The organism is Streptomyces sp. NPDC093586, from assembly GCF_044764905.1.
GTDB lineage: Bacteria > Actinomycetota > Actinomycetes > Streptomycetales > Streptomycetaceae > Streptomyces.
This window is the reverse complement of sequence record NZ_JBIWJA010000005.1, coordinates 94,258-118,836: the sequence shown is the minus strand read 5'-3', so window position 1 is coordinate 118,836 and position 24,579 is coordinate 94,258. Positions and strand designations below refer to the sequence as shown.

Sequence of the window (24,579 nt, the reverse complement as noted above, 5' to 3'; positions counted from 1 at the left end):
GGCCGCCGCGGGGGGGGGGGGCGCGGGGGGCCCCCCCCCCCCGGGGGGGGGGCGGGGGCGCCGGGGGGGGGGCCCCCGGGGGGGGGCCCCCGCCGGGGGGGGCCCCCCCCCCCCCCCCCGGGCCGGGGTGATCACCGAGGCGTTGGAGGGGATCGACCAGTTCGAGCTGTCCCACGACTGCCTGCTGATCGCCGACGAACTCATCGCCCGGTTCGCGGGCAGCGGCCAGGCGGAGCTGATGGCCGATTACGCGCACGCCCTGCCGATGCGCACCGTGGTGCAGATGTGCGGGATGCCGACCTCGGGCGAGGACACCCGCCGGCTCGTCGACGACCTGCGGATCTCCCTGGACGCCGGGGAGGGCGACGACCCGGTGGCGGCGTACGGGCGCGTGGGTGAGCGGCTGCGGCAGCTGGTGAGGGACAAGCGGGCCGCCCCCGGCCCGGACGTCACCTCGCGCATGCTGACGCACCCGGCGGGCCTGACGGACGAGGAGGTCGTCCAGGACCTGATCTCCGTGATCGCCGCGGCGCAGCAGCCGACCGCGAACTGGATCTGCAACACGCTGCGGCTGCTGCTGACGGACGAGCGGTTCGCCGTGAACGTGTCGGGCGGCCGGCTCAGCGTGGGCGAGGCGCTCAACGAGGTGCTGTGGCTGGACACGCCGACGCAGAACTTCATCGGGCGGTGGGCGGCACGGGACGTCCAGCTGGGCGGCCGGCAGATCCGGGCCGGTGACTGCCTGGTGCTGGGGCTGGCCGCGGCCAACACCGACCCGCAGATCTGGCCGGAGGGGCACGTGGGCGCGGAGAACGCCGCGCACCTGTCGTTCAGCAACGGCGAGCACCGCTGCCCCTATCCGGCTCCCCAGCTCGCGGACGTGATGGCGCGGACGGCGGTCGAGACGCTGCTGGAGCGGCTGCCCGACCTGGTGCTGGCAGTGGATCCGGCGGAGCTGACCTGGCGACCGTCGATCTGGATGCGCGGGCTGTCGGCGCTTCCGGTGCGGTTCACACCGGTGGTGCAGTAGCGCGCGTTCCGGGCCCGTGACCAGGGCCCGGAACCCGGCGCGGACCGGCAGGTGGGACGGGTCGGTACGGGTCAGTCCCGCACGGGGGTGAAGCGCACCGGGAGGCTCTGCGGTCCCCGGGTGAACACGCCCTGCTCGGCCGGTTCGAAGCCGTCGGCGAGGCGCACGTCGGGCATGGCGTCGAGGAGCTGGCCGACGCCGGTCTCCACCTCCGCCTTGGCCAGCAGCGCGCCGACGCAGAAGTGCCGGCCGAGCGCGAAGGCGAGGTGGTCGGCGGCGGCCGAGAAGGCGGTCGTGGTGGTGAGGTCGTCGCGGAAGATGTCGAAGCGGTCGGGGTCGCGGTAGCGGCTCTCGTCACGGTTGGCCGCACCGATCAGACAGGTGACGGTGGCACCCGCGGGCACGGTGCCGCCGCTGAGCGTCACCTCCGTCGCGGACTGCCGCATGATCATGTGCACGGGCGGGGTGAACCGCAGGGTCTCGGCGAAGGCGCGCGGGATCAGCGAGCGGTCCGCGCGGACGGCGGCGAGCTGGTCGGGGTGGAGCAGCAGATTCGCGAAGATGCCGGCGATGGCCTTGTCGGTGGTCTCACCGCCGGCGGCGAGCAGCAGGCTGCAGAACGCCTTGACGTCCTCGTCGCTCATCCGCACCCCGTCGACCTCGGCGGCGCACAGCGCGGACAGCAGGTCGTCGCCCGGGTTCTCGCGGCGTTCCCGGATGATCGGCAGCATGTACTCGGCGAACTCCACCCGGGTCCGCTCGCCGGCCGCCGTCACCTCGGGGTCGCCCGAGAGGTTCCCGAGGAAGGCGATGACGGCCGTGTACCAGCGGTGGAAGCGGGAGTGGTCGGCCTTGTCCAGGCCCAGCATGTCGGCGATGACGTTGACCGGGAAGCGGGTGGCGTAGTCCGTGACCAGGTCGGCGGAGCCGGTGTGCCGGAAGGAGTCGATGAGCTCGCGGGAGTTGCGCTCGATCACGGGCAGGAACTTCCGCTCCAGGTCGCTGCCGCGGAAGGCGGGGGCGACGAGCGCCCGGCGCACGGCGTGCTCCCGCCCGCTCAGCTGGAGGATCGTCTTGCCGTGCACGGGCTCGATCTGCCAGGCGTAGTTGTCCGTGGTGAACTCGCCGGCCTTGTCCTTGAAGACGCGCTCGACGTCCTCGTAGCGCGAGACGATGTAACTCCGGGTCGCCTCGTGCCAGATGAGGGGCGCGGTCTCCCGCATGACCCGGTAGGCGGGGTAGGGGTTCGCCGCGAACTCGGGCGAGAGGATGTCGGGCACCTGCTGGGCGGTGGACATGGGGCTCCCAGGATCGAGACTTGGTGTACCGCGCAAGGTTATTGATCAAGCATCAGTTGCGACAGGGCGTCCGGGGGCCGACTGCGCCGACGGTGGTCTCCTCGACGCCGTACTCGTTGATCCGTGGATCCGTCAGCTCGGTGATGCCGCCCACTCCCTCGGCGACTCCGAGAAGCGGGTCAAGCTGCCCCAGGGGTCGGACGGCACCGCTTCAAAGGACTGGAGTTCCAGCGTGTGTTCCTGACCTCCGTCGGCGAGGGCCAAGTGCCGCACCAACGGATCGAGCAGTACCGGCTCGCGAACCCGGACCGTTACCGGCAGGAGGAACAACGAGCCCGTTCCCTGGTGTTCGTCGCCGCCACCCGCGCCCGTGACGAACTCGTCGTCACCTGGAGCGGCAGAGCCGGCCGCTTTCTCCCGCCCGGCGCGGACGAGACCGCCCACCGCGCCACTGATCTGCTCAAAGAGGACGGACCGCCGTCCGGATCATCAAGGTCCGCCATTGCCTGAGCGGGCCTGATGCCAGCCTGCTCCCATGAGCACGAGAAAGGCATTCTTGTGGTTCGTCTTCTACTTCTGGATCCTCGCGGCTTCGGGCACGCTCGTCGCGTACTACATCCCGTGGGTGGGTGGCACGCGCGTACCGGGGCGTCTTCTCGGCCGAGTACCTCTACTGAAGCGGCTCGGGCGACACAGCGCAAAAGGCCGGCTCGCCGCTGTCAAGAGCGAGCTCGACAGACGACTGGACTCCCACCCGGAATCCACAGTGCTGACGTCCGAACAACTCATCGACCAGGTGCACGCGCACGCCACCTGGGTACCGCTGAGCCGGGCCGTCTTCGCCGCACCCGGCATGCTCGCCTGTGCCGCGCTGGCCCTCCTCGCCCCCTCGGCCTGGCACACCTCATCACTGTGGGCCATCGGCGTCTACTTCGCCTTCTTCCAGGTGTCGGTCCTGCTCACCTGCATCGACATCTGGGCCGTGCGCAACGCCGACTCGGCGGGCACCGTCACCGCGGTGGCCGTGGGCGTACTGGAAAGCTTCACCACCCGTGCCGGTGCGGCCCCCGCCAAGACGACACCGGCTGCCTGGCAGAGCCAGATGGTCGAGCAGCTGTGCACGGCCCTGGTGCGCCGCGCTCACCGGGAGACCGTCGGCACCGTACCGGGAAGCCGCTTCGCCATGGCACAGAACACCGCAACCGTCGTCCGTGCCCTGCGCCACCGCACTGCCCTCGTCCACGGCAACGCCGTGGACGAGGGACGGGCGACCGCCGAGCGTGAACTGTGGCTGCTCATCTGCAACATCCTCACGTACAGCAGCCGTCCCCGTGCCGACGTCACGGTCTTCCGCGTGGCCGATGCCGGCAGGCTCGCCGACGTGCCGCAGACCGTCCCCGACGCAACGGCGGTGCCCTCTCCGAAAGCCCGCGTACTTGTCCCGCTGCTCTTCCTGTGTGTCCTCATGGCCATGGCCGTCGGGTTCGGCGTCACCGGGGCCGCAGCCGAGTTCACCGGGCCGATCGTCATCGCGCTGGCCATGGCCGCCACGCACTTCGTGCGCCGGTTCGGCGTGACCGTGTTCGACTCCTTCGCGGAGCCCTCGGCCCCGCCGGCGACGACCGGGGAGGAGGAACCTCGGCCGATGCCGGAAGCCGTCCGCAGGGCCGCCTGACGGGGGCGCATCCTAGAGCGGGCGACGGCCGGGCGTACGGATTCCACCCGCAGATGTGCCCGGTGCGGGCGGGGCTGATAGACAACGGAGGCACGCGATACGGGCCCGTCCCCAGCCGCCCGCCGCCCGACAGACCAGGACGAGGACACGAGACATGCTGCTGGCCGAGCAGGCGCTCGTCGGTATCAGACTGCGCGGACAGCAGGTGCAGGTTGCCGTCACCGTATTCACCGACGAGGCCGACCGCCGTTCCGCGGCCGGTCTCGGGGCCGTCGGCAGCCGGGTGCTGCTCACCGTCCTTCACGAGCTGCCCGTAGACCTGCCGGTACCGCAGTCCTCGCTCGACCCTCATGCCCTGCGGATGTTGCACAGCGCCCCGCCCGGCGTCGTGGACCTGGGCGAGGACGAGCAGGGCGGCGTCGTTCGGCGCCTCGTGCCCGCTGCCCGTGTCGAGCTGGTTCTCGTGCACGGGCCGCACGGCATCTCCGCCCGCGAGTGGGACGCTGCCGTCAGGGACGCCTCGCAGTTCGCGCCGTTCTGCGCCCGCGGGCTCGTCGTTTCGCACACTGAGCCGGAACGGGGGCCGGGCACCGACATGGACCTGCTCCTTCTGAAGGCCCGCTTCTACGGGGTCGGTGTCGCCGTCCACGAGTCGACGGGGGCGCTGCGATGGCTGCTGGAACCAGCCCCTTACCGGCCTCACCGGCACTCGCCCGCCCAGTGGCTCTTCCACGAGCAGGCCTGGAGTCAGCTCGGCCCGGACCGTTCCTGACCTCGCGGCTCCTCGGCTCCTGGCAGAGCCGACGGGCTCTGGCGCCGCCAGGCATGGAGGACCTTGGGGAACGAGACCTCCGTACCCGTCCGGGAGGCCAGTAGGCGATGGTGCTCCCAGGCGTCCGCGAGTTGCAGGCGCCACCAGCCGGTGCGTTCGTGACCCGCCAGCGTCGCGTCCAGCTCCTCGTGAAGCTCGTACAGTTCACAGACACTGTGCTGCAGGGCGGCCTCCACGTCGGCGCCGCGGTCCGTGAAACGGGTGAGCGCCTCTCCCTTGCACACCACGCAGTCGCAGGTCCACGGATCGACGTGGGCGAACCAGTCCTGAAGCGTCGCCACCCGGTGGTAGCGGAGCAGGCGCCGCACCAGGACCACCGGATACGGTTTGTGGTCGCCTCCTCCGTTGTCGGGTCGCGGAGCCACACCGTGTCGGAGCACGGCCGAGACTCCGACCGCCGCACCCAGCGCCCCGTGTGCCATCGCGTCGAAGGCGGCCAGGTCGGTTCGCCACAGCACGAGTCGGGGGCAGGACCGGCACAGTCGACGCAGTCCCTCGGCGGCCTGATCACATGCGAGTGGGTCGCCGACTGCCTGAAGGATCAACGCCACGGGATGCCGGCAGGCTCGGATCTGCTCGACCATGAGCGGCAGTGAGGAGCGTCGCAGCCATCGCCAGTTGCACGGCAGCAGCACCACGGTGTCCTCGCGGCGAAGGTGATTCGCCTGGCTGATCACGGCACCGAGAGCAGGCGCGCCTCCAGCCTCCTCGGCAGGAATGAAGCAGGTCGGCGTTACGGCGTAGGATGCCTTGTTGTCGCGCTGGCCGTTCAGCACCTCATCCAGCTCAGTGGGATCCAGGTCGCGCCAGCCGTGCGCTGTCTTGAGGCCGAAAGGTGCGTCAGCCGTGGCCGCACGCCGAGTGTGACTTTCGTGGTCCATGACCACGACCGTCTCCGGGAAGGCGTTGCGTATCGCCCTGCACCGCACAGGAGCGTCGGCGCCCGTCACCACCAGCCCGCCCGTACTCGTCGGGATGTACGGGAGCACCTGGTTCACCGACCGGTCGTTGACCATGATCATTAAGCGGTCCTGCAACAGTTCGTCGATGCCCTCTGTCCCGACTCCCATCCCTGCTTTCACGAGATCGTCCCCCCACGGTCATCAGGCCACCCCGCTGGTCCTCACTGTCAGAGCTGCGGGGCGACGGCCACAAGGCCGCCTTCCTGGCGCGGAGCTGTTCTCGGCCATCGGCCGACGTCACCGGAAGAGGCCGGTCCCGTCGGGGTAGTACCATGTACTACATGGAGACGACCGCACGTGACTTCAACCAGAACGCCTCGCGCATCCTCGCGGCCGCCGAGCGCGGTGAGCGGATCACGGTGACGAAGAACGGCCGGCCGGTCGCCATACTGTCGCCGGTCGCAGAGGAGCAGCCCGTCCCCGCGCACCCCACGGATCCGATGGGTGACGACGACGACATTCCCGTGTTCCACAGTGGTTCCACGATCGACTGGGCCGAGGGGCGCGGTGTCTACCTGGAAGGCTTCGGCGCGTGACCGTGCTCATCGCCGACACGTCCGGCCTGTTCTCACTCTTCGACGCGGACGCTCCCGAGCACAGAGCGTGCCGCAAGGCCGTCGCCGACGCGTCCCATCTGGTGGTGACACCCCTGGTGCTCGCGGAACTCGACTACCTGCTGAGCACGCGTGTGGGTCCGGAGGCCGCACAGGCTGCGCTCGGCCACGTTCGGGACCGTACGGCGGTGCGCCGGTACGCGGTCCCGGAAATCGAACCCCACTTGTCCACGGCGCTGGTCACCATGCGCAGATATCCGCAGATCGGCCTCACGGACACGATGAACGTGGTGATGGCGGCCCAGTACCACACCGACGCGATCCTCACCCTGGACCGTCGCCACTTCCGCATGGTGCGTCCCCTGACAGGGCATGCGGCGTTCCGGCTGTGGCCCGACGACCAGTGAACGCGCAGCGGTCGGCCGCGCTACCCGTCCGACCGCAAGCGGGCCAGAGCGTGAGGAATGCGAGCCGGAAGGAAGGGAACGACGGGCCGCCCCGGTCTGCGGCTTCCCTCTTCCGGCGTCCGACGCCCGGCGGTCATCCGGTCAGCGCGTCACGCGGTGGCGGAGGTAGACGACTCCCGAGTCGAAGGTGCGGGTCTCGACGAGTTCCAGATCCACCCGCCGCTCGTTCCGGGGGAAGAACGGGATGCCGCCGCCGACCAGCACCGGGTGGACCACGGCACGGTACTCGTCGATCAGACCCCGCTCGGCCGCCTCGGCGGCGAGGGTCGCGCCGCCGATCGCGATGTCGCCCTTCGTCGATCCGGCCCGCAGCCGCGTGATCTCCTCGGTCAGATCACCGGAGGCCAGGCGGGCATGGCCCTGCACGGCCGACAGCGTGGTGGAGAACACCACCTTCGGGAGCGGATTCCACAGCGAGATCCACTCGCGCTGCGAGTCGTCGAGCGAGGGATCCTGGTCGGCGGTCTCCCAGTACAGCATCGTCTCGTACAGCCGCCGTCCCAGCAGGTAGACGCCGAGTTCCCGGATCTCGTCGGTCCAGAAACGGAAGACCTCCTCGTCCGGTTCCGTCCAGTCGAAGCCGCCGTCCGGCCCGACGATGTAGCCGTCGAGCGAGACGTTCATCGAGTAGGTCACGGGGGACATGGGAGAACCTCCTGGGCGACAAGCAGAGGGGCCGTCGGGCAGCCGGGTCGCCAGTACGACCCCCGGACACCACGAAACTCATCGTTGCCCACGGGACCGTTCGATGAGGGCATCTCCGCAGATCACGTCGCCCTCGGCGACCGGGGACGCGCGCGCAGGGCCGGCAGGCGGGCGCTGTCCTCGGGTTCGGACAGGCCCTCGCCCAGGGCGAGGAGGGAGAGGAGCCGCACCGGGCGGCCGGTCGTGGCCGCGGCCTCCACCTTGTGGTGGCCGTCGAGGAGGAAGTGCGTCAGGCCCCAGTGCCCGTAGTGGTCGTCCGGCATGCCGACGGCGGGTTCGCACACGTCCAGCGTGGAGACCGCCACGGCGGTCGGGACCGTCCCCCGGGACATGAGGGCGGCGTACTCCTCGACGCCCTCCCTCGTGTTCACCGTCGGCGGGACCATGGGCACGACGAACTCGTACAGGTGGGCGGACGCGTCGACCGCGGTCTCGAAGGTCCGGTAGTACGGCGTGTGCGGGTACTCCGGGAGGCCCCAGAACTGGTCGAACCCCCACGTGGCCACCTGCTCGCCGGCGAAGTAGTCGTCCTTCTGGCCGGGGAGGACCAGCCGGGGCTCCACGCCGAGCAGCATCGGAAGGTACTCGCCCTCCGGCAGCAGCGCACCGAACGCGTCGATCACGCCGCCGTCGTCCGGACCGTCCAGCGGGCCGGTGAGCCGGTCCCTCACGTTCTGCAGCGACAGCGACAGCGACGGCGACCCCCGGGCGGTCTCCAGCCGACGGAACAGGAACGGGCACGTCCCGCACCAGAAGCTGAGTTCGAAGGCGGGGTCCCCGTCGACCGTGAGCAGCCTGCGGCCCGGCCCGCTCCCGGTCTCCCGCTCCTCCGCCTCGAAGCGCAACCGCGCCTCGGACGCCGATACACCGAGCCTGCGCGGCTCACCCGTTCTGATCATCACAGTCCGACCGTAGGGGATGCCGAGAACGCGCTGCCTCCGGCCGCACGCGGTGATGCCCCGGCCCCGCCACCTCGCCGTCAGGCCCCCGGCCCCAGCGACCGCCCCGCCACCCGGGTCAGGTGCCGTGCGAACACGCCCCGGGCGTCGGGGGTCAGCGTGCGCAGGGCCACCATCGCCGTGATCGCGACGTCGCACAGTTCCGCCTCGACGTCCGCCCACGTGTGCGTGACGCCCTTGCGCGGGTTCTGGCCGGTCGCGCCGATCACCGCCTCGGCGACCTCGCCGACCTCCTCCGACAGCTTCAGCACGCGCAGCAGCAGGCCCTCGCGGCCGCCGACGGGCTGGTCCGCCTCCAGCCACTTCCACAGGGCGTCGACGGTGGTCCACGGGTCGTCGGCGGGGGTGCCGCCTCGGTTCTCGGTCATGTCCGGCAGCCTGCCACGCGGGCCCGGGGGCCGGTGCGGCCTGCGTGTCAGTCGAACAGCTTTTCCTGCTTGGCCTCCGCCGCCTCCCGCATCCGCTTGTTGCGCGCCCCGATGACCACCGTCGTGGCCGCGGCCGTCGCCGCGAAGGCCGCCGGGACCATCCAGTTCCGGTTGACCGCGTGGCCCAGGGCGTGGTCCAGGGAGAGGCGGCCGGGGCCCGTGACCGCGAGGCCGGTGGCGGTCAGGCCCAGGGAGGCCGCGTACTCGTAGCCGCCGCTCTGGGCGAAGAAGCCGTTCGGGGCGTGCACCGCCGCGGCGCCCGCCATCGCGCCGGCCGCCGCCGCGCCCGCGGCCGGGGTGGCCAGGCCCAGGGCCAGCAGCAGGCCGCCGCCCGCCTCCGCGAGGCCCGCCGCGGTCGCGCTGGCCCGGCCCGGGGTGTAACCCATGGCCTCCATGGCCTGGCCGGTCCCCTCCAGCCCCCCGCCGCCGAACCAGCCGAGCAGTTTCTGCGCGCCGTGGGCGGCCAGGACGCCTCCCGTCCCCAGACGGAGCAGCAGCAGTCCGAGGTCGCGTCGGTCGTAGCAGGTCATGTCGGCTCCTTCGGCAGGACGTGAGGTGGTGCCCCTCCTCGCGTTCCCACCGTCACACCGGCCCCGCGCCCGCGCACCCGTTCGGCCCGCCACGGGCGCCGTTCGGGTGGCGGGGGCGCGGGGCCGGTGTGACGCTGGCCGGCATGACGATCCAGACCACCCGACTCAGCGACCCGGCCGTGCGGGCCTTCGTCGCCGCCGTCAACGCCCACGACCGCGAGGCCTTCCTGGCGGTGCTCGCGCCGGACGCCACCATGGCCGACGACGGCGACGACCGGGACCTCGACCAGTGGATCGACCAGGAGATCTTCACCTCGAACGGCCACCTGGAGGTCGACAACGAGTCGAACGGCGGGCGCGCCCTCATCGCCCGCTACCGCAACGACACCTGGGGCGAGATGCGCACCCGGTGGAACTTCACCGTCGACGAGGACGGCCGCATCACGCGGTTCGAGACCGGGCAGGCGTAACGCCGGCGTCCCCGTGATGTCCCCGTGTGCGCGGCAGCCGTTCCGTCCACCGGTGCGCATCCCGCGGTCTCCCGCGGGATCCACCCCCTCCGGTGGCCGGAACGGCTGCCGCCCTCCCCCTCGGTGTGGCTCGTGGAGTTCCGGAAGGTCGGCACTCCGAGTGTGAAGTTTCGGTGAAGAGAAGTTGAGCACAAGTCCGTCACCGGCCGCAAGAGTGCGGACTGTTGAATTCCGGTGGTGTGGATCGCCGACGGGCCGTCAGGATGCCGCTCACGCGGTCCGTCAGGGATGCCGCTCACGCGGTCCGTCAGGGATGCCACTCGCGCGGCCCGTTCAGCCGCGCCCCACGTACGGCATCGTCGTCGCCATGACCGTCGCGAACTGCACGTTCGCCTCCAGCGGCAGTTCCGCCATGTGCCGCACCGTGCGTGCCACGTCGGCGACGTCCATCACCGGTTCGGGCGCCACCTCCCCGTTGGCCTGGAGGGCTCCGGTCCGCATGCCGGCCGTCATGTCGGTCGCCGCGTTGCCGATGTCGATCTGGCCGACCGCGATGCCGTAGGGGCGTCCGTCCAGGGACAGTGACTTGGTCAGGCCCGTCAGCGCGTGCTTGGTCGCCGTGTACGCCACCGAGTGCGGGCGCGGCGTGTGCGCGGAGATCGAGCCGTTGTTGATGATCCGGCCGCCCTGCGGGCTCTGCTCCTTCATCTGCCGGTACGCCGCCTGCGCGCACAGGAACGCCCCGTTGAGGTTGGTGTCCACCACGTGCCGCCACGCCTCGTAGGACAGGTCCTCGACCGGCACGCCGCCCGGGCCGAACGTCCCGGCGTTGTTGAACAGCAGGTCCAGCCGCCCGAACCGGTCGCGCACGGCGGCGAACAGGGCGGCCACGTCCTCGGGCCGTGACACGTCGGTCCGTACGGCGAGGACGGTGCCGTCGGGGACGAGCGCGGCCGTCTCCTCCAGGGTCTCGGCGCGGCGGCCGGCCAGGACCAGCGTCCAGCCCGCGCGCAGCAGTTCGGCGGCGACCGCGCGCCCGATGCCGGAACCGGCACCCGTCACCACGGCGATCCTCTCCCGGCCGGTCATGTCGTACGTCCCCTCGTCAGCGGTTCTCACGGTGTTCATGAGGCCGCAGCGTACGCGTGGGGAACCGGCCGGCGATCATGCGGAACTCATCCGTCCGCCACAGGATCGCCATGTCCGCGCCAAGGTGGCGTCGTTCCCGGCCGTTCGAATGCCCCCTGCACCCACCGCAAGGGGAGGAACGGATGACACCCGCGCACCACCAGGCCACGCACCGCGCCCAGGCCCCCCACGCCTCGCACGCGCCCGAACTCCGCGCCGCCGCCCGCCACCTGGGCCGCCGCCGCTTCCTGACCGTCACCGGCGCCGCCGCGGCGCTCGCCTTCTCCGTGAACCTGCCCGCCGCCGGCACCGCGAGCGCCGCCGAACTCGATCCGGCCCGGCTCACCGGCGACCCCTTCACCCTCGGCGTCGCCTCGGGCGACCCGCTGCCGGGCTCCGTCCTGCTGTGGACCCGCCTGGCCCCCGCGCCGTACCAGGCCGACAGCGGACTGCCCGCCCAACGCGTCGACGTCGGCTGGGAACTCGCCCTCGACGAACGGTTCCGCCGCGTCGTCAGACGGGGAACCGCCACCGCCCACCCCGAGTTCCACCACACCGTCCACGTCGAGGTCGAGCACCTCGCCCCCGGCCACGTCTACTACTACCGCTTCCGCGCCGGACGCTTCGTCAGCCCCGTCGGCCGCACCCGCACCGCCCCCGCGACGCACAGCCGGGCTGCGGACCTCACCTTCGGGCTGGTCTCCTGCCAGCGCTACGACCAGGGCTACTACACCGCGTACCGCCACCTCGCCGAGGAGGACGTGGACGTCGTCTTCCACCTCGGCGACTACCTCTACGAGTACGCCGTCAACGCCGTCGGCGGCTCCCGTGCCTACCCGGCCGGCACCCTGCCCGCCCAGTTCAACCACGAGACGGTGACGCTGGAGGACTACCGCCTGCGGTACGCCCTCTACAAGTCCGATCCCGACCTGCGGGCCGCGCACGCCGCGCACCCCTTCGTCGTCACCTGGGACGACCACGAGACCGAGAACAACTACGCGGGCGACACCCCCGAGAACAGCGTGCCGCCCGAGGAGTTCCTGCTGCGCCGGGCCGCCGCCTACCGGGCCTACTGGGAGAACATGCCGCTGCGGCGCCCGCAGCTGCCCGAGGGGCCGGACCTGAAGCTGTACCGGCGTCTGCACTGGGGCCGGCTCGCCCAGTTCGACGTGCTCGACACCCGCCAGTACCGCTCGAACCAGGCCTACGGCGACGGCTGGCAGTTCCCCGGCCCGGAGTCCGAGGACCCGAGCCGCACCCTGACGGGCGACGCCCAGGAGCGCTGGCTGATCAACGGCTGGCACCGGTCGGACGCCGTGTGGAACGTGGTGCCCCAGCAGGTCACCTTCTCCCAGCGGTACAGCTCCACCACCCTGCCGTCCAAGGTCTCCATGGACTCCTGGGACGGCTACCCGGCCTCCCGCGAACGGATCCTGGCCGGCGCGCAGGCCGCCGGTGTCGAGAACCTGATGGTCCTCACCGGCGACGTGCACGTGCACTACGGCTTCGACATCAAGCGCGACTTCTCCGACCCGGGCTCCCGGACCCTGGGCACGGAGATCGTCACCTCCTCCATCACCAGCGGCGGCAACGGTTCCGAGAAGCCGTCCAACTGGGACACCTACATGGCCGCCAATCCGCACCTGAAGTTCTACAACGGCCTGCGCGGCTACACGACGGTGACGCTGGGCCGGAAGCTGGCGCGCGCCGACTTCAAGACGGTGTCCCACGTGACCACCGAGGGCGCGCCGCTCACGACCGCCGCCTCCTTCGTGACGGAGGTGGGGGAGCAGGGGCTCAGGCCGGCGTGACCTCGCGCTCCGCGGCCACCTCGCCGAGGAGCTCGTCCGACTGCTCGCCCGGCTGCTCGCCCGGGTAACGGACGCCGACGCGGTCCCGGATCGCGTCGAGCGTCCGCATCACGGCGAGGGTGCCCTCCAGCGGGACCAGCGGCGACTCGCTCTCGCGGGCCCGCAGCGCCCGCATCACCTCCCGCGCCTCGTGCCCGAGGCTCGCGCGGGGGCCGTCGGCCGGGTCGGCCGTGAACTCCTCGGGGTCGCGGCCGTCCCGGTGCAGCACGAAACGCTCCGGGAAGAAGAAGCCGTCCGGGGCGTCGATACGGCCCAGAGACCCCGTGATCGACGCGGAGTTGGGCGTACCGCCGACGATGGAGCAGTGCACCGAGGCGAGAGCGCCGCTGTCGTAGGAGAGCAGCGCACCCGTCTGGAGATCGACGCCCTCCGGCGAGAGCACCGCCCGCGCCGCGACGTCCGCCGGCTCACCGAGCAGCAGCTGCGCGAACGACACCGGGTACACGCCCAGGTCGAGCAGCGCGCCGCCGCCCTGCGCCGGGTCCCGCAGCCGGTGCACGGGAGGGAAGGGGCCCGCCAGCCCGAAGTCCGCCTGGAGACTGCGGACTACGCCGATCGCCCCGTCGTCCACCAGTGCCTTCAGACGCCGCACGAGCGGATTGCAGTACATCCACATCGCTTCCATCAGGAAGACCCCGCGCTCCCGCGCCAGCGCGACCAGTTCCCCCGCCTCACGGGCGTTCAGCGTGAACGGCTTCTCGCACAGCACGCTGCGGCCCGCCTCCAGGCAGAGGCCGGCGGCGGCGCGGTGCGCCGCGTGCGGGGTGGCGACGTACACCACGTCGACGTCCTCGTCCCGGGCCAGCGACTCCCAGTCGCCGTACGCCCGCGGTATCCCGAACCGCTCGGCGAACGCCTTCGCCGACGCCTCGGTCCGCGAGGCGACCGCCACGACCTCCGCGTCCGGCAGGTCGACCAGATCCGCCGTGAACCTCGCCGCCATCCCGCCGGTCGCCAGAATCCCCCAGCGCACCTTCTGCTCGGCCACCGTGCCCCACCCTCGCTCACGTTCAGACAAGTCCGTACGAGCTGAGAGCATAGGTGCCGGATCTGTCGAAGAGGGAGGGGCACATGCCCGAACGCGGGCCGTCCATACCGCACGCGTCACCGTCGGACACCACACGAACCCACACCCCCCGGGCGGCCCGGCCGGGCACGGAGCCGGCCGCTCGTCCGCCGCGCGGCACCCGCCGCACCGGGCTGCTCGTCACGCTCGTCCTCGGCGGACTGACCGCCACCCCGCCGCTGGCGATGGACATGTACCTCCCCTCGCTGCCGGCGGTCACCGAGTCGCTGCGCGCGCCGGCGGCGACCGTCCAGCTCACGCTCACCGCCTGCCTGGCCGGCATGGCCCTCGGCCAGCTCGTCGTCGGCCCGATGAGCGACAAGTGGGGCCGCCGCCGCCCGCTGCTGACCGGCCTCGCCGTCTACGTCGTCGCCACCGCCCTGTGCGCGCTGGCGCCCACCGTCGAACTCCTCGTCGCGTTCCGCCTGGTCCAGGGCCTCGCGGGCGCCGCCGCGATCGTCATCGCGCGGGCCGTCGTGCGCGACCTGTACGACGGCGACGCCATGGCCCGCTTCTTCTCCACCCTCATGCTGATCTCCGGCGTCGCCCCGGTCGTCGCCCCGCTCGTCGGCGGGCAGATCCTGCGGGTGACGGACTGGCGGGGCGTGTTCGTCCTGCTCACCGTGGTCGGGGTGCTGCTGGGCGGGGTCGTGTGGGCCAAGCTGCCCGAGACGCTGCCGGAGTCCGAACGGCACGCCGGCGGGGTCGGCGACACCCTCCGCTCGATGCGCGCCCTGCTCGCCGACCGCGCCTTCACCGGGTACATGCTCGCCGGCGGCTTCGCCTTCGCCGCGCTGTTCGCCTACATCTCGGCCTCACCGTTCGTCGTGCAGGAGATCTACGGCGCCTCCCCGCAGACGTTCAGCCTGCTGTTCGGGCTCAACTCGATCGGCCTGGTCGTCGTCGGGCAGGTCAACGGCAAGGTCCTCGTCGGGCGGGTCCGCCTGGACCGGGTGCTGGGCATCGGCCTCCTCGTCGTCATCGCCGCCGCGACCGCCCTGCTCCTGATGTCCCTCGGCGTCTTCGGCGAGGTCGGGCTCGTACCCGTCGCCGCCGCGCTGTTCGTGCTGATGTCCGCGATGGGCATCAGCCTGCCCAACACCCAGACGCTCGCCCTGATGCGGGTCAGGCACTCCGCCGGGTCCGCGTCCGCGCTGCTCGGCACGTCCTCCTTCCTCATCGGCGCCGTCGCCTCCCCGCTGGTCGGGATCGCCGGGAAGGACACCGCCCTGCCGATGGCCGTCGTCCAACTGGCGTCGGCCGTGCTGGCGTCGGTCTTCTTCCTGGGCATGTGCCGCCCCTTCGCCGGGCGTACGACCGCGGAGGGGGCGGAGAGCTGAGCACTCCGAGACTGCGCCGCGACACCCCCGAGCGGGCCGGACTCGACCCCGGGCAGCTGAGCCGGGTCGTGGAGGACCTGCACGCCCTCACGGCCGGCGAGCGGCCCTGGGCGGCGGGCGCCGTCGTGGCCGTGGGCCGCGGGCCGGTGCTCGCCGTCGAGGAGGCCGCGGGCTGGGCCGTGCGGTACGCGTCCTGCGACCCGCACACCGGCACCGGCGTGGAGCTGCCCGCCGCCTCCCGGGTGCCGGCGACCGTCGGCACGCCCTTCGACCTGGCGTCCCTGACCAAACTGTTCACCGCGGTCGCCGCCGTGCAGCAGATCGAACGCGGCACGCTCGGCATCGACGCGGAGGTCGGGGCGTACCTGCCCGACTTCCGCGGGGCCGCCGCGCACGGCGTCACCGTGCGGCAACTGCTCACCCACACCTCCGGGCTACGGCCCGAACTGCCGCTGTACGACTGCGCCGACGACGCGGAACGGCTGCGGCGGCTGCGGGCGGAACCACCGGTGGGGGTGCCCGGCACGTACTGCTACTCCGACCTGAACATGCTGCTCCTGCAGCACGTCCTCCAGCGCGTCACCGGCCGCCCGCTCGACGCCCTCGTGCGCGACGGGATCACCCGGCCGCTGGGCATGACGGCGACGCGCTTCGGGCCGTGCCCGGACGCGGCGGCCACGGAGGACCAGCGGCGGCCGTGGGCCAGGGCCGACCGGGGAATGCTGCGGGGCGTCGTCCACGACGAGAACGCCTGGGCGCTGGGCGGGGTGGCCGGTCACGCGGGGCTGTTCTCGACCGGACGGGACCTGGCGGTCTTCTGCCGGACGCTGCTCGCGGGCGGTGCGTACGGGCCCGCGCGCATCCTCGGCCCCGACTTCGTGGAGCTGCTCCTGACCGAACCGGGGCTCGGGTTCGCGCTCGACCAGCCGTGGTTCATGGGGGAGCTGGCGGGACGGGGAGCGGCCGGGCACACCGGCTTCACCGGCACGATGCTGGTCCTGGACCGCGCGACGGACACGTTCGCGATCCTGCTCGCCAACACGGTCCACCCCCGTCGCCGCCCGCCGGACAACGGGCCCAGGGCGGCGCTGGGGACCCGGGTGGCACGGGCGGTACGGGCGATCTGACCAGGTGGGGGCGGGTGCCTCCGGCGGTGGCGCGGGGTGCCCGCGGCGGCCCGGCGGGTCCGGCGGGGGACTAGAATCCCCGGGTGAACGCCCCCGCCACCCCCGCCGACACCCTGCGCACCGCCCTCGCCGACCTGGTCGACGGACTCCCGCCCCGCCAGGCGTCGCAGGCCGTCGAGCGGCTGATCGCCAACTACCGCGGGGCCACCCCCACCGACGCCCCGATCCTGCGGGACCGCGCGGACGTCGTCGCGTACGCCGCGTACCGCATGCCGGCGACCTTCGCCGCCGTGCGGTCGGCGCTCGCGGCGTTCGCGGACGCCGTCCCCGGGTGGACGCCCGCGAGCCAGGTGGACGTGGGAGGCGGGACCGGCGCGGCGACCTGGGCCGTCAGCGACACCTGGGGCGGCGTCCGCCCGGTGACCGTGCTCGACTGGGCCGAGCCCGCGCTCGCCCTCGGCGAGGAGATCGCCGCCGCCCACCCGGCCCTGCGCGACACCCGCTGGCAGCGCTCCCGGATCGGAGCGGCGCTCACCGTGGAGAGCACCGACCTCGTCACCGTCTCCTACGTCCTCAACGAGCTGGCCGCCCCCGACCGCGCCGCCCTCGTCGACGCCGCCGCCGGTGCCGCGCAGGCCGTCGTGATCGTCGAGGCGGGCACCCCCGACGGCTACGCCCGGGTCATCGAGGCCCGCGACCGGCTGATCGCCGCCGGTCTCCACGTCGCCGCGCCCTGCCCGCACAGCGCCGCCTGCCCCATCGTCCCCGGCACGGACTGGTGCCACTTCTCGGCGCGGGTCAGCCGTTCCTCCCTGCACCGCCAGGTCAAGGGCGGCTCCCTCGCCTACGAGGACGAGAAGTTCAGCTACGTCGCCGCCGCCCGCTTCCCGGTCGCCCCCGCCGCCTCCCGCGTGGTCCGGCGCCCGCAGATCCGCAAGGGGCAGGTCCTGCTCGACCTGTGCGAGACCGACGAGCGGCTCCGCCGCCGGACGGTCACCAAGCGCCACGGCGACCTGTACCGGGCGGCCCGCGACGCGGACTGGGGCGACCCGTGGCCCCCGGCGTCGGAGCGCTAGTCAGGACTCCTCCCGGGGCTCTTCCCGGGTCCCCTCCCGCGTCCCCTCCCGGGGCTCTCCCCGCGTCCCCTCCCGCTGTTTCTCCTGGAGCCTGCGCAGCAGCTCCCGCTTCTGGGCCCGCGCGTCCGGCGTGCCGCCGATCCGTCCTCCCGGGCCGCCGCCGCGCAGGGCCTCGCGGCCGAGGTGGCGGCGCGCGCCGCCCACGCCCAGCATGTTCCCGGCTCCGCCTCGGGTCATCGGAGGCTCACTTCCCTTCACTCCAGAGTGACGAGACGGTTCGTCTCGTTTCAGCGTCGTCACCACTGTCCGGCGAGACGCACCGTCTTGTCAACTGGTAAATTCGCGCCATGGCCCCCCAGAAACCCGCCCAGGTCCCGGCCCCGCCCCCCGGCAGGCCGCACCCCGACGCCACACGCCGCAGCGCCCGTTCCCGCCGGGCCATCTACGACGCCGCCCTCGCCCTCGTCGCCGAGGTCGGCTACCCCAGGACCACCATCGAGGGCATCGCCGCCCGCGCCGGCGTCGGCAAGCAGACCATCTACCGCTGGTGGCCCTCGAAGGCCGACGTCCTGCTGGAGGCCTTCCTCGACCTCGGCGAGCAGTCCGCGCAGGCGGCGGGGCAGGAGACGTACGTCATCCCGGACACCGGCGACCTCGCCGCCGACCTCAAGGCCGTGCTGCGCGCCACCGTCGACGAGCTCACCGACCCGAGGTTCGAGGCCCCCTCCCGCGCCCTGGCCGCGGAGGGCGTCGTCAACGAGCAGCTCGGCCGGGAGTTCGTCGCCAAGCTCCTGGAGCCCTCGCTCCGGCTCTACGTCGACCGGCTGCGCGCCGCCCAGGACGCCGGACAGATCCGGCCGGAGATCGACCCGCGCATCGCCCTCGAACTCTTCGTCTCCCCGCTCGCCCAGCGCTGGCTGCAGCGCACGGCCCCGATCTCCTACGACTACACCGACACGCTCGTCGACTACGCGCTGTACGGACTCGCTCCCCGCTGACCGGTGAGGTTTGTCCCTTCCCGACCCCTCAAGCGCCGAATGGTGGGAGCATGAGGCATGCTGGTGCGCACGACGGCGAGGCGAGGGGATAGATGAGCGCGGACTTCGGTGGCCGGCCCGGCCTGCGGGACAAACTCTCCCAGTGGCTGCGCAAGGGCCGCCCGAAGGAAACCGCCGGTGACGGTGACCGGGAGCCCCTGCTGCTCGCCGCCGCCGCCGCGGGACTGCCGCTCGCGCCCGCCGCCCACCCCGTCGGCTACCGCTGCTCCTGCGACCGCGTCGGCTGTCCCACCCCCGCCCGGCACCCGGTGTCGTTCGCCTGGCAGACGCAGTCCACCACCGACCGGGCGCAGATCGAGCGCTGGGTCCGGCACCAGCCGCAGGCCAACTTCATCACCGCGACCGGCATGGTGCACGACGTCCTCGACGTGCCCCTGGAGGCCGGCCGCGAGGCACTGCGGCGGCTGCTCGACGCGGGCGTCGAGGTCGGGCCCGTCGCCGAGAGCGACGACGGCCGCATGCTGTTCTTCACCCTCACCCGCGGCACCCCCGAGCAGGAGGACGAGTGGTGGCCGTGCGAGCTGGACTGCCACCCCGAGACCATGGACGAGCACCCCGGCCTGCGCTGGCACTGCCGCGGCTCCTACGTGCTCGTACCGCCCGCCCGGCTGCCCGGCGAGGGCCGGACGGTGCACTGGGTGCGCGGCCCCGAGCAGCCGCTGCCCGACCCGCTGACCCTGCTGGAGACCCTCACCGACGCCTGTGCCCGGCACGCCGGCGAGGAGAGCGACCCCGCCGGCACCGCCTGGCCCCTGCGCCGCTGAGCGCGGGCCGGCCGCGAGGACCTACTCGCCCTTCGCCGACGTCATGCCCTGGAGCCGGCCCAGGACGGCCACCCGACCGCTGCCCGCCGGATCCAGCGCGACCTCGTTGGAGACGAACTCCATCGTCAGCGACTGCTTGATCTCGCCGTCCGTCAGCGCCAGCACGTCCTTGTTCGGGGCGGGCACGGAGGTGCCCTGCGCGGCGGTCTGCTTCTCGAAGTGGCGCGTGGCGAAGAACACCAGCGCCCCGCCGTCCTTCGTGCGCAGCGCCAGCGGCGCGTGGTCGCCGTTCGTCAGCGGCTCGTCGACGTACTGGGTGACCAGGCCCGGCCTGATCGACCGCTTCTTGCGCAGCTCGCGCCACGCACTGGTGTGGGAGCCGTCCGCGAAGGTCTTCCCGCCGTCCTTCAGATACGTCGCGTAGTCCTCGCTCAGACCGGCGGGCGCGGCGGCCAGCCCGGTCGCGTTCGCGGGCACGGCCTCGGCCCAGCCGTCCTCGTCCGTCCTGAACTCGGGCACGTCACCGGGGGCGACCAGCGTCAGGTACGCGACCTGCCAGGTCTCCTCCAGGCCGCTGCGGGTGAACACCAGCAGCCAGCGCGTCCCACCGCCCTTGTTGGCCCGGGTGTCCGCGACGAACCAGCGCGGCCAGCCCGCCTTCTTCGGGATCGTGAACTTCGCGTCCGTCAGCTCCAGCGGCGTGTGCGACGGGTTGCCGCCCGGGTTGTTGGTCCGGCCCGCCTTCAGCCGCGCCGAGTCGATGGCGGCGAGGGCGCCGGTGGTGTACTCGGCGTCCAGGGAGCCGTCGTAGGCCTTGTCGGCCTTGTTGTAGGCGTCCGTGAACCGTTCGAGCGCCTTCGCGGCCTCGGCCCGGGTGGTCGCGGGGAGCACCTCGCGCTCGCCGTGCACCACGACGCAGCCGCTCGCCGCCAACGACAGAGCGGTCACCGAGGCCGCTATGAGGGCGCTCCGGTCAAGTCTGCGGGGCCTTCGAGGGCCGCGATCCCTGCTCATCAGGTTCCTTCACCTTCCCCTTCCCGGAGGCGAACCCTACCGGGGCGAGGAACAGCGCGAGCGCCGGGACCAGGTACAGCAGCCACACCGTGACCTGGAGGACGGTCGGGTCGGGCTGGAAGTTGAACACGCCCTTCAGCAGGGTGCCGTACCAGCTCGACGGATCGACGGTGCCGCTGATGTCGAAGGCCAGGTTCGTCAGGCCGGGCAGCAGGTCGGCCTCCTGCAGGTCGTGCACCCCGTACGCCAGCACGCCCGCGGCCACGACGACCAGCATGCCGCCGGTCCAGGTGAAGAACTTGGCCAGGTTGATGCGCACCGCGCCCTTGTAGAACAGCACGCCGAGCAGCACCGCCGACGCCAGGCCCAGGGCCACGCCGATCAGCGGACGCGGGGTGCCGTCGCTCGCCGCGTGCACCGACGCCCACACGAACAGGGCGGTCTCCAGCCCCTCGCGGCCCACCGCGAGGAACGCGGTGGCCACCAGCGCGCCCGTGCCCATCCTCAGGGCCTCGTCCAGCTTGCCGTGCAGCTCCGACTTCAGGTGACGGGCGGTGCGCCGCATCCAGAACACCATCCACGTCACCAGCACGACCGCGACGATCGACAGGGAGCCGCCGAGGGCCTCCTGTGCCTTGAACGTCAGCTCCTGCGAGCCGAATTCGAGGACGCAGCCGAAGCCGAGCGCGATGGCGACCGCGACGCCGATGCCGGCCCAGATGGGCTTCAGCGCGTCCCGGCGGCCCGTTTTGACCAGATAGGCGATGAGGATGCAGACGACGAGGGAAGCCTCCAGGCCCTCGCGCAGACCGATCAGGTAGTTGGAGAACACGGTTACGCCTCCTTGGCGAACAGCGTGCTGCCCCACCAGTCGTCCGCGTCGCGGACGCCGGGCGGGATCGCGAAGACCGCCGAACCCACGTGCTGGATGTATTCGTTGAGCGCGTCCGTCGCCAGATTGCGCTGGACGCGGATGAAGCCGGTGCGCACGTCGCGCTGGTAGGCGAGGAAGAACAGGCCCGCGTCCAGGCGGCCCAGGCCGTCGGTGCCGTCGGTGAACGAGTAGCCGCGGCGCAGGATCGTCGCCCCGCCGTTGGCGTCGGGGTGCGCGAGCCGGACGTGCGCGTCGGGCTTCATCGCCTTCAGGAACGGCTCGTCGCGCTCCTTCGCCCTGCCGACCGGGGCGCCCTCGCCCTTGTCGCGGCCGAAGACGTCCTCCTGCTCCTGGAGCGAGGCGCGGTCCCAGGTCTCGATGTGCATGCGGATGCGCCGGGCGACGAGGTAGGAGCCACCCGCCATCCACGGGGCCCCGTCCTTCGCGCCGGCCCAGACGAACTTCTCCAGCCGCTCCGTCTCCGTGCCCGAGATGTTGCGGGTGCCGTCCTTGAAGCCGAACAGGTTGCGCGGGGTCTGCGCGTCCGGTGTCGTCGAGGACGTCTTGCCGAAGCCGAGCTGGGACCAGCGCACGACGACCTTGCCGAAGCCGATGCGGGCCAGCTGGCGGATCGCGTGCACGGCGACCTGCGGGTCGTCCGCGCAGGCCTGCACGCACAGGTCGCCGCCGCTGCGGCTCCTGTCGAGGTTGTCGCCGGGGAACTTCGGCAGGTCGACGAGGGCCGGCGGGCGGTGGGCGGCGAGGCCGAACTTCTTGAACAGGGAGGGCCCGAAGCCGACGGTGAGGGTCAGCCGGGAGGGCTTGAGGCCCAGCGCCTCGCCGGTGTCGTCCGGCGGGGCCTCGGCCAGTCCGCCGTAGGCGCCCTCGCCGACCGGCTGCCCGGCGGCCATCTTCCGGGCCGCCGCCGTCCAGTCCTTCAGCAGCTCGACGAACTCGGCGCGGTCCTCGGTGGTCACGTCGAACGCCGCGAAGTGCAGCCGGTCCTGCACGGGGGTGGCGATGCCCGCCTGGTGCGGACCGTGGAAGTCGACCGCGCCGCCCGCGTCGGAGCCGGTCGGGTCCACGTCGTCGCCGGCGCGGGTCATCGCCATCGCCCCGCCGGCCGCCGCGGCGCCGAGGGCGAGCCCCGCGCCGCCCCAGCCGATCAGCGCCCGGCGCGACGGCGCCTGCGCCCTGCCGTCCGTGTCCGTCATCCTCGTCCCCCGGCGCTACTTGCCGACCACGGCGGCGGCCAGCTTGGACAGCGGCTCCGCCAGCGCGTTGACCGCGTCCGACAGCTCCTTGCGGTCGGCCTCGCCGACCTTGTCGTAGGAGGTGAACTCGTACGACGCCGGACCCGGACGGTACCGGTCGAGCAGCTTGTCCAGCGCGGCGAACCGCTTGTCGAGGTCCGCCGCCAGCGCCGCGTCGTTCTCCTTCGCGACCGGCTTCAGCAGCTCGTAGGACTTCTGCGCGCCCTCGACGTTGGCCTTGAAGTCGACCAGGTCGGTGTGCGAGTAACGCTCCTCCTCGCCGGTGACCTTGTCGTTGGCGACCTCGTCGAGGAGCTCCTTGGCGCCGTTGGCCATGGAGGTCGGGCTGATGTCGGCGGTGCCGACGCGGTTCTGCCAGCCCTTCAGGTCGGTGACCAGCGTGCCGGCGAGCTGCTTCTCGCGGTCGCCGATCTTCTTGTCCTGCCACAGCGCCTTCTCCAGGCGGTGCCAGCCGGTCCAGTCGGTCGCCGGGTTCTGGCCGGCCTCCAGGCCGTCCTCGCGGACGTCGACCTTCGGGTCGATGTCGCCGAAGAACTCCGCGACCGGCTCGGTGCGCTCCCAGCCGATGCGGGAGGGCGCGTACGCCTTCTTCGCGGCCTCCAGGTCACCGGCCCGGACGGCCTTCGCGAACGCCTCGGCCTTCGGCAGCGTCTCGTCGGCCTGCTGCTGCACGTACTGGCGGTAGGCGGCCACGGCCCCGTCCAGACGCGGGTCGCGCTTGGCGGCCGTGCCGCCGGTGGCCTTGACGTCCTGGCGGATGCCCTTGCCCTTCATGCCCGGCTTGCAGGCGATCCGGTAGTCACCGGCCTTCACCTCGGCGGTGACCCGCTGCTTGGTGCCGGGGCCGATGTTCTCCCGCTCGGTGACCACGCGGTCGTCGGGGAACAGGAGGTAGACCTCCGTGACCTTGGAACCCTTGTTCTCGATGGCGAGTTCGACGTGCCCGGCCGGGAACTCCTTCGTCGACACGTCGCACGCGTCGTCCTTCGCCGTGACGCGGACGACGTGGTCGCCGTCCTGTGCGCCGCTCTTCTCCGCGCATCCCGTGACGGCGGTCAGGGCCGCCGCGGTGGCGACGGCGGTGACGACGGTGAGTCTGGCGGCTCGCATGCGGACTCCAAGGGATGGCCGAAAATACGCGTGACGGACCTCATAGGCAAGGTGAGGCTCGCCTAACGTACCTAAGGATTTCCTAAGGGATACCTGTCGATGCGGTGATCCGAATCTCATGGACGGTGTATGAGCACGGACCGGTCACGGTGGCTCAAAGAGGTGCCCATGGGGAGGTCAAAGAGGCGTCAAAGGCCGCGTCGCGAGGTGCCCTCGCGTCCTCGGGCGCGACGGTCCGCTCCGCCCGGCCTTCGCGGCGGTACCCGCCCCGGCGGTGCTTGAATGCCCCGGTGACCGACTACGACGTACTGCGCGTCTTCTGCGCTCCGAACGGTGGATACGGCAACGAACTCGGCGTCGTCCGGGACGGCTCCGTGATCCCCGAGCGGGACGACCGCCAGGCGCTCGCCGCCAAACTCGGCTTCAGCGAGACCGTGTTCGTCGACGACCCCGAGCGCGGGGTGATCGACATCTACACGCCCACCCTGCGCCTGCCGTTCGCCGGCCACCCCTGCGTCGGCACCGCCTGGCTCCTGGACGTGCCCGAACTCGTCACCCCGGCCGGTGTGGTGGGCGCCCGCCAGGACGGCGAGTTCAGCTGGATCGAGGCCCGGGCGGAGTGGGCGCCGCCGCGCACCCTGCGCCAGTACCCCGCCTCCGCCGAGGTCGACGCGCTGCCGGTGCCGCCGAAGGGCGAGTGGATCTACGCCTGGGCCTGGGAGGACGAGGCGGCGGGGCGCATCCGGGCCCGCGCCTTCCCCGGCCGCGACGACGGCATCGACGAGGACGAGGCGACGGGCGCCGCGGCGCTGCTGCTGACCGAACGGCTCGGCCGCGCGCTCAACATCAGGCAGGGAGCCGGCTCACAGATCCTGACGGCGCCCCAGCCGCACGGGTGGGTCGAGATCGGCGGCCGGGTGAGCCTGGAGCGCTGACGCCCGCCGGTCCCGCGCCCCGGTTCGCCCGG

General features: G+C 72.3%; 25 protein-coding genes and 2 pseudogenes. 14 read left to right on the top strand and 13 right to left on the bottom strand.

Going from position 1 to position 24,579, the window contains the following annotated elements:
- Positions 1-118 precede the first annotated feature (118 nt).
- Positions 119-1,030, top strand: a pseudogene (locus tag ACIRFH_RS07975) (cytochrome P450); the annotation flags it as partial.
- Between the two features lie 71 nt (positions 1,031-1,101).
- On the opposite strand, the gene ACIRFH_RS07970 reads toward ACIRFH_RS07975, so the two are convergent.
- On the bottom strand, positions 1,102-2,328 hold the full coding sequence (locus ACIRFH_RS07970) for a cytochrome P450 (protein ID WP_403517993.1): 1,227 nt from the start codon (positions 2,326-2,328) through the stop codon (positions 1,102-1,104).
- Between the two features lie 216 nt (positions 2,329-2,544).
- On the opposite strand from ACIRFH_RS07970, the pseudogene ACIRFH_RS07965 reads away from it, so the two are divergent.
- From ACIRFH_RS07965 to ACIRFH_RS07955, 3 genes and pseudogenes are all read left to right on the top strand, one after another.
- Positions 2,545-2,838: pseudogene (locus ACIRFH_RS07965) on the top strand (3'-5' exonuclease); the annotation flags it as partial.
- 25 nt (positions 2,839-2,863) lie between these two features.
- Complete coding sequence (locus tag ACIRFH_RS07960) at positions 2,864-4,003, top strand: hypothetical protein (RefSeq protein WP_403517991.1); 1,140 nt, start codon at positions 2,864-2,866, stop codon at positions 4,001-4,003.
- Between the two features lie 154 nt (positions 4,004-4,157).
- Complete coding sequence (locus tag ACIRFH_RS07955; protein WP_403517989.1) at positions 4,158-4,775, top strand: hypothetical protein; 618 nt, start codon at positions 4,158-4,160, stop codon at positions 4,773-4,775.
- Here the strand turns inward: ACIRFH_RS07955 and ACIRFH_RS07950 are convergent.
- On the bottom strand, positions 4,751-5,905 hold the full coding sequence (locus tag ACIRFH_RS07950) for a hypothetical protein (RefSeq protein WP_403517987.1): 1,155 nt from the start codon (positions 5,903-5,905) through the stop codon (positions 4,751-4,753). The genes ACIRFH_RS07955 and ACIRFH_RS07950 overlap by 25 nt on opposite strands.
- 173 nt (positions 5,906-6,078) lie before the next feature.
- Between ACIRFH_RS07950 and ACIRFH_RS07945 the strand changes: the two genes are divergently transcribed.
- Together ACIRFH_RS07945 and ACIRFH_RS07940 are read left to right on the top strand one after the other, a co-directional pair.
- Positions 6,079-6,333, top strand: a complete 255-nt coding sequence (locus tag ACIRFH_RS07945) for a type II toxin-antitoxin system Phd/YefM family antitoxin (protein WP_403517985.1) — start codon at positions 6,079-6,081, stop codon at positions 6,331-6,333.
- Entirely contained in the window at positions 6,330-6,758 is a 429-nt protein-coding gene (locus ACIRFH_RS07940; RefSeq protein ID WP_403517983.1) for a PIN domain-containing protein, read from the top strand. Before ACIRFH_RS07945 ends, ACIRFH_RS07940 begins: the two co-directional genes overlap by 4 nt.
- A gap of 141 nt (positions 6,759-6,899) precedes the next feature.
- Here ACIRFH_RS07940 and ACIRFH_RS07935 read toward each other — a convergent pair whose 3' ends face one another.
- The 4 genes from ACIRFH_RS07935 to ACIRFH_RS07920 all read right to left on the bottom strand — a co-directional run bounded on the left by ACIRFH_RS07935 (position 6,900) and on the right by ACIRFH_RS07920 (position 9,440).
- Positions 6,900-7,463 (bottom strand): dihydrofolate reductase family protein, encoded by a 564-nt coding sequence (locus ACIRFH_RS07935; RefSeq protein WP_403517981.1) that lies wholly within the window; start codon positions 7,461-7,463, stop codon positions 6,900-6,902.
- A 122-nt stretch (positions 7,464-7,585) separates the two neighbouring features.
- On the bottom strand, positions 7,586-8,422 hold the full coding sequence (locus tag ACIRFH_RS07930; protein ID WP_403518257.1) for a hypothetical protein: 837 nt from the start codon (positions 8,420-8,422) through the stop codon (positions 7,586-7,588).
- 80 nt (positions 8,423-8,502) lie between these two features.
- Positions 8,503-8,850 (bottom strand): MazG-like family protein, encoded by a 348-nt coding sequence (locus tag ACIRFH_RS07925; protein ID WP_403517980.1) that lies wholly within the window; start codon positions 8,848-8,850, stop codon positions 8,503-8,505.
- A 47-nt stretch (positions 8,851-8,897) separates the two neighbouring features.
- Positions 8,898-9,440, bottom strand: a complete 543-nt coding sequence (locus tag ACIRFH_RS07920; protein ID WP_403517978.1) for a DoxX family protein — start codon at positions 9,438-9,440, stop codon at positions 8,898-8,900.
- Between the two features lie 143 nt (positions 9,441-9,583).
- On the opposite strand from ACIRFH_RS07920, the gene ACIRFH_RS07915 reads away from it, so the two are divergent.
- The gene (locus ACIRFH_RS07915) at positions 9,584-9,910 is read left to right on the top strand and encodes a nuclear transport factor 2 family protein (RefSeq protein ID WP_403517976.1); all 327 of its coding nucleotides are present in this window, start codon (positions 9,584-9,586) and stop codon (positions 9,908-9,910) included.
- A gap of 333 nt (positions 9,911-10,243) precedes the next feature.
- Here ACIRFH_RS07915 and ACIRFH_RS07910 read toward each other — a convergent pair whose 3' ends face one another.
- Positions 10,244-11,038 carry an SDR family oxidoreductase gene (locus ACIRFH_RS07910; RefSeq protein ID WP_403517974.1) on the bottom strand — a complete coding sequence of 265 codons (795 nt, stop codon included), beginning with the start codon at positions 11,036-11,038 and terminating at the stop codon, positions 10,244-10,246.
- Positions 11,039-11,181: 143 nt separating this feature from the next.
- Here ACIRFH_RS07910 and ACIRFH_RS07905 point away from each other — a divergent pair, with 143 nt between their 5' ends.
- Entirely contained in the window at positions 11,182-12,849 is a 1,668-nt protein-coding gene (locus tag ACIRFH_RS07905; RefSeq protein WP_403517972.1) for an alkaline phosphatase D family protein, read from the top strand.
- On the opposite strand, the gene ACIRFH_RS07900 is transcribed toward ACIRFH_RS07905, so the two are convergent.
- Complete coding sequence (locus tag ACIRFH_RS07900; RefSeq protein ID WP_403517971.1) at positions 12,836-13,897, bottom strand: Gfo/Idh/MocA family protein; 1,062 nt, start codon at positions 13,895-13,897, stop codon at positions 12,836-12,838. The two genes, ACIRFH_RS07905 and ACIRFH_RS07900, sit on opposite strands and share 14 nt — an antisense overlap.
- An 83-nt stretch (positions 13,898-13,980) precedes the next feature.
- Between ACIRFH_RS07900 and ACIRFH_RS07895 the strand changes: the two genes are divergently transcribed.
- The 3 genes from ACIRFH_RS07895 (at position 13,981) to ACIRFH_RS07885 (ending at position 17,518) form a co-directional block, all read left to right on the top strand.
- Positions 13,981-15,315: a multidrug effflux MFS transporter gene (locus ACIRFH_RS07895; RefSeq protein WP_403517969.1), complete on the top strand. Its 1,335-nt coding sequence runs from the start codon at positions 13,981-13,983 to the stop codon at positions 15,313-15,315.
- A complete protein-coding gene (locus ACIRFH_RS07890) occupies positions 15,267-16,442 on the top strand; it encodes a serine hydrolase domain-containing protein (protein WP_403517967.1) in 1,176 nt (391 codons plus the stop codon). Before ACIRFH_RS07895 ends, ACIRFH_RS07890 begins: the two co-directional genes overlap by 49 nt.
- Positions 16,443-16,525: 83 nt before the next feature.
- Positions 16,526-17,518 (top strand): small ribosomal subunit Rsm22 family protein, encoded by a 993-nt coding sequence (locus tag ACIRFH_RS07885; RefSeq protein ID WP_403517966.1) that lies wholly within the window; start codon positions 16,526-16,528, stop codon positions 17,516-17,518.
- On the opposite strand, the gene ACIRFH_RS07880 is transcribed toward ACIRFH_RS07885, so the two are convergent.
- A complete protein-coding gene (locus ACIRFH_RS07880; RefSeq protein WP_403517964.1) occupies positions 17,519-17,755 on the bottom strand; it encodes a DUF6243 family protein in 237 nt (78 codons plus the stop codon).
- A 110-nt stretch (positions 17,756-17,865) separates the two neighbouring features.
- Between ACIRFH_RS07880 and ACIRFH_RS07875 the strand changes: the two genes are divergently transcribed.
- Positions 17,866-18,516: a TetR/AcrR family transcriptional regulator gene (locus ACIRFH_RS07875; protein ID WP_403517962.1), complete on the top strand. Its 651-nt coding sequence runs from the start codon at positions 17,866-17,868 to the stop codon at positions 18,514-18,516.
- 92 nt (positions 18,517-18,608) lie between these two features.
- Positions 18,609-19,340 carry a bifunctional DNA primase/polymerase gene (locus ACIRFH_RS07870; RefSeq protein WP_403517960.1) on the top strand — a complete coding sequence of 244 codons (732 nt, stop codon included), beginning with the start codon at positions 18,609-18,611 and terminating at the stop codon, positions 19,338-19,340.
- A 21-nt stretch (positions 19,341-19,361) separates the two neighbouring features.
- Here ACIRFH_RS07870 and ACIRFH_RS07865 read toward each other — a convergent pair whose 3' ends face one another.
- Genes ACIRFH_RS07865 through efeO form a run of 4 tightly spaced genes read right to left on the bottom strand, consistent with a single transcriptional unit; the run spans position 19,362 to position 23,612 of the window.
- Positions 19,362-20,354 carry a hypothetical protein gene (locus ACIRFH_RS07865; protein ID WP_403517958.1) on the bottom strand — a complete coding sequence of 331 codons (993 nt, stop codon included), beginning with the start codon at positions 20,352-20,354 and terminating at the stop codon, positions 19,362-19,364.
- The gene (efeU, locus tag ACIRFH_RS07860) at positions 20,314-21,186 is read right to left on the bottom strand and encodes an iron uptake transporter permease EfeU (RefSeq protein WP_403517956.1); all 873 of its coding nucleotides are present in this window, start codon (positions 21,184-21,186) and stop codon (positions 20,314-20,316) included. Before efeU ends, ACIRFH_RS07865 begins: the two co-directional genes overlap by 41 nt.
- A 2-nt stretch (positions 21,187-21,188) precedes the next feature.
- Positions 21,189-22,442, bottom strand: coding sequence for an iron uptake transporter deferrochelatase/peroxidase subunit (gene efeB / locus ACIRFH_RS07855; RefSeq protein WP_403517954.1), 1,254 nt, complete (start codon positions 22,440-22,442; stop codon positions 21,189-21,191).
- A gap of 15 nt (positions 22,443-22,457) precedes the next feature.
- Positions 22,458-23,612: an iron uptake system protein EfeO gene (efeO, locus tag ACIRFH_RS07850; RefSeq protein WP_403517952.1), complete on the bottom strand. Its 1,155-nt coding sequence runs from the start codon at positions 23,610-23,612 to the stop codon at positions 22,458-22,460.
- A gap of 290 nt (positions 23,613-23,902) precedes the next feature.
- On the opposite strand from efeO, the gene ACIRFH_RS07845 reads away from it, so the two are divergent.
- A complete protein-coding gene (locus ACIRFH_RS07845; RefSeq protein ID WP_403517950.1) occupies positions 23,903-24,547 on the top strand; it encodes a PhzF family phenazine biosynthesis protein in 645 nt (214 codons plus the stop codon).
- Positions 24,548-24,579 lie beyond the last annotated feature (32 nt).

Excerpts from the sequence above, each read along its gene's own strand:
- ACIRFH_RS07945 (WP_403517985.1), top strand. The coding sequence starts at position 6,079 with ATGGAGACGACCGCACGTGACTTCAACCAGAACGCCTCGCGCATCCTC.
- ACIRFH_RS07915 (WP_403517976.1), top strand. The coding sequence starts at position 9,584 with ATGACGATCCAGACCACCCGACTCAGCGACCCGGCCGTGCGGGCCTTC.
- efeB (WP_403517954.1), bottom strand. The coding sequence starts at position 22,442 with ATGACGGACACGGACGGCAGGGCGCAGGCGCCGTCGCGCCGGGCGCTG.
- ACIRFH_RS07875 (WP_403517962.1), top strand. The coding sequence starts at position 17,866 with ATGGCCCCCCAGAAACCCGCCCAGGTCCCGGCCCCGCCCCCCGGCAGG.
- ACIRFH_RS07870 (WP_403517960.1), top strand. The coding sequence starts at position 18,609 with ATGAGCGCGGACTTCGGTGGCCGGCCCGGCCTGCGGGACAAACTCTCC.
- ACIRFH_RS07955 (WP_403517989.1), top strand. The coding sequence starts at position 4,158 with ATGCTGCTGGCCGAGCAGGCGCTCGTCGGTATCAGACTGCGCGGACAG.
- ACIRFH_RS07910 (WP_403517974.1), bottom strand. The coding sequence starts at position 11,038 with ATGAACACCGTGAGAACCGCTGACGAGGGGACGTACGACATGACCGGC.
- ACIRFH_RS07905 (WP_403517972.1), top strand. The coding sequence starts at position 11,182 with ATGACACCCGCGCACCACCAGGCCACGCACCGCGCCCAGGCCCCCCAC.
- ACIRFH_RS07930 (WP_403518257.1), bottom strand. The coding sequence starts at position 8,422 with ATGATCAGAACGGGTGAGCCGCGCAGGCTCGGTGTATCGGCGTCCGAG.
- ACIRFH_RS07950 (WP_403517987.1), bottom strand. The coding sequence starts at position 5,905 with ATGGGAGTCGGGACAGAGGGCATCGACGAACTGTTGCAGGACCGCTTA.
- ACIRFH_RS07880 (WP_403517964.1), bottom strand. The coding sequence starts at position 17,755 with ATGACCCGAGGCGGAGCCGGGAACATGCTGGGCGTGGGCGGCGCGCGC.
- efeO (WP_403517952.1), bottom strand. The coding sequence starts at position 23,612 with ATGCGAGCCGCCAGACTCACCGTCGTCACCGCCGTCGCCACCGCGGCG.
- ACIRFH_RS07935 (WP_403517981.1), bottom strand. The coding sequence starts at position 7,463 with ATGTCCCCCGTGACCTACTCGATGAACGTCTCGCTCGACGGCTACATC.
- ACIRFH_RS07865 (WP_403517958.1), bottom strand. The coding sequence starts at position 20,354 with ATGAGCAGGGATCGCGGCCCTCGAAGGCCCCGCAGACTTGACCGGAGC.
- ACIRFH_RS07925 (WP_403517980.1), bottom strand. The coding sequence starts at position 8,850 with ATGACCGAGAACCGAGGCGGCACCCCCGCCGACGACCCGTGGACCACC.
- ACIRFH_RS07970 (WP_403517993.1), bottom strand. The coding sequence starts at position 2,328 with ATGTCCACCGCCCAGCAGGTGCCCGACATCCTCTCGCCCGAGTTCGCG.
- ACIRFH_RS07895 (WP_403517969.1), top strand. The coding sequence starts at position 13,981 with ATGCCCGAACGCGGGCCGTCCATACCGCACGCGTCACCGTCGGACACC.
- ACIRFH_RS07920 (WP_403517978.1), bottom strand. The coding sequence starts at position 9,440 with ATGACCTGCTACGACCGACGCGACCTCGGACTGCTGCTGCTCCGTCTG.
- ACIRFH_RS07960 (WP_403517991.1), top strand. The coding sequence starts at position 2,864 with ATGAGCACGAGAAAGGCATTCTTGTGGTTCGTCTTCTACTTCTGGATC.